Below are 2,323 nucleotides of genomic sequence, written 5' to 3'. Positions count from 1 at the left end.
CAATCTCGCAATAGATAACGCGCTACCCAAAATGCTCCCAATGCGCCTAAGGTTGCTCCGATAACAGACCAGAAGGTACCCCAAACTAAACCAAAAACTGTACCACCAGCGATAGTCAGTACTGTGCCAGGAATTCCTAAAACCGTTGCCAGAGCATAAACCAGGATAAATAAACAGATTGCCCAATGGCCTAATTCTTGCAACTGTTGCACTAGAAACCTCTGGTTAAATAAGGCTCTGACAGGAGTCGAGTAACACAATAGGACCAAAATAAATAGCGCGATCGCTAACCAAAGGCTTCGTCTTTTCAGCAATCTGTTCAATCTCATCAATCTTCTACCTTAATCACCTTAAATTGTCAGGACTTAGGGTCAGGACTTACGCAACACTCGACTTTCATTCCCCCTGATATTCGCCCTTATGGTGTAGGGTGCATTATTAACGCACCCGACAAGCAGAGTTATTGCCTAAGTTTTGATTTTTTCCAAAGTAGGGGGGTGGTAGATAGCACCGCTAATACAACTAGTGCTCCGATCAGTTGCCAGGGGGGACTACCGCTGATAGCTTCGAGACCACTGCGACCTAACCAAGCATAGGCAAAGGTAGCCGGGATAATTCCCACTGCGGTCGCAATAACATAGGTGGGTAGAGGAATTGGTGTTAAGCCAAACAAATAGTTCACGGCATTGAATGGAAAAATTGGTGCCAGGCGAATTGAGAGCACAAACCAAAAACCATTTTTCTCAATTCCCTCACTGAGTTGATCAAAACGAGAGTCCTGAAACTGATACTTAACCCAATCACCAGCAACAAAGCGAGCAATCATAAACGCAGCCGTTGCTCCTAAAGTAGCACCAATCACAGTCCACAAAGTACCCAGCATTAGTCCAAACAGAGCACCAGCTGAAAAGGTTAAAATCGCATCAGGAACAGCTAGTACTGTGGCAACAATATAAATTAGAATGTACCCCAGTGGTCCAAAAATACCCATGCTTTCCTGAAGCAATCTCAAATTTTCCAGCTTCAGCCAAGACCCAACGGGCGTAAATAGTAAAATTAAGGCAGCTGTCACCAAAACTATTGCCCCAATCCCTAACCTTAGTCTTAGCTGTATCTTGGACTGGGGCAGATTTTGAGATTTCGAGGATGAAAGGTTCATGAGCTGGTTAAAAAGTAATTGGTAATTGGTTATTTTGAAATAGGGTTATTATTTGAATTAACAACAATTATAAATTAAATTGCCTCCCATAACATATTAGATATAGTTATCTAATATGTTATGGACACAATATCGCTATTTTTAACGTCCCAATGATCTAATTTTTATAGATTTTAATCGTCATTTTAAACTGCTCATTAAGTCCTAGAAATTTCCAGGCTTATGAATCTATTAAATCTTAGCTTAATGAGTTTTTACTGAGAATAGCCTTAATCAATAAGGAGCTAGTTTAGTAAATCAGGGAATCAGTGTAAATCCTAGAGATAGAACTTATCCAAAAGTGCAGAAGTCCCTGATAGCAAGTTGCTTTCTGGTGATGTTACTTGCTGATCACAAGCTCATCCCCCTGATCCTCCTCATATCAAGTCCGGTTGAATACTGATCATAAAGGTGCGCTTTCCCCATCTAATTATTAAATTCTTATTAAATTCGCCACGGGTTGCACCTAAAAGTGTGGGATCGGGGAAATGACGAGATAGGCTAGCAATAGAACACATCAATAGGGTATTGTTTTCGCCATATCTACAAGAGAATTTAGATTAATTTTAGAAATAGGGTACCCATATTACAAGTAGAACATGCTACTATTAACTCCGTCTTTACGAGATGGCTATAGACTAGTCATTGTGGGAGGTCTAGCAAATGATCAAGTTTTAGTTTCAAGTTTAACTAGCCGTTTATAGGGAATTAATTGTTTACAAGTTGGGTTGACAAGTCTGGCCAAGCAGGAGTAACTGGGTTGTCTTGATGCTTGTCTTGATGCAAAGCGCGAGTGGGGGGAAGCCCTCAGGTTGGTGCATCGGCGCTATTCGAGGTCTCGGCATCAGCTCCTGGCACGACCCTGGAAACTATGGGCACAGAACTTTTGATTCTACAAGCCCATGACTCTAATCAACCCAAACTGGGCAGTTGATGGATTGCAGTTGATTTGCGATCGCCAAACCAATAGCTAGTAATCCTTCGCTATTTCCAGCTTCTTTTACTAGCTAATACTTTTCGGTAAAATCCAGATGTGATTGACCGAATATTTTTCCTACAAACAGATATTAAAAGTTTAAAACTGGCTCCTAGGGTGCTGCGGAAACCTCAAATCCCAGGCCATAC

General features: G+C 41.4%; 2 protein-coding genes. Both read right to left on the bottom strand.

The annotated features are described in order from the left end of the window. The coding region (locus F6K20_RS34625) for a TVP38/TMEM64 family protein (protein WP_287297823.1) at positions 1–329 on the bottom strand (329 nt) is incomplete at its 3' end. A 131-nt stretch (positions 330–460) separates the two neighbouring features. Further along, on the bottom strand, positions 461–1,159 hold the full coding sequence (locus tag F6K20_RS34620; RefSeq protein ID WP_008190384.1) for a TVP38/TMEM64 family protein: 699 nt from the start codon (positions 1,157–1,159) through the stop codon (positions 461–463). Positions 1,160–2,323 lie beyond the last annotated feature (1,164 nt).

Origin of the sequence: Moorena sp. SIO2C4, from assembly GCF_010672485.1 — a bacterium.
In the GTDB taxonomy this organism is placed as follows: Bacteria; Cyanobacteriota; Cyanobacteriia; order Cyanobacteriales; family Coleofasciculaceae; genus Moorena; species Moorena producens.
This window is presented reverse-complemented; position numbering and strand designations above follow the sequence as displayed.

Bases quoted from the DNA above. Each gene is read 5' to 3' on its own strand.
- F6K20_RS34620 (WP_008190384.1), bottom strand. From the start codon at position 1,159: ATGAACCTTTCATCCTCGAAATCTCAAAATCTGCCCCAGTCCAAGATA.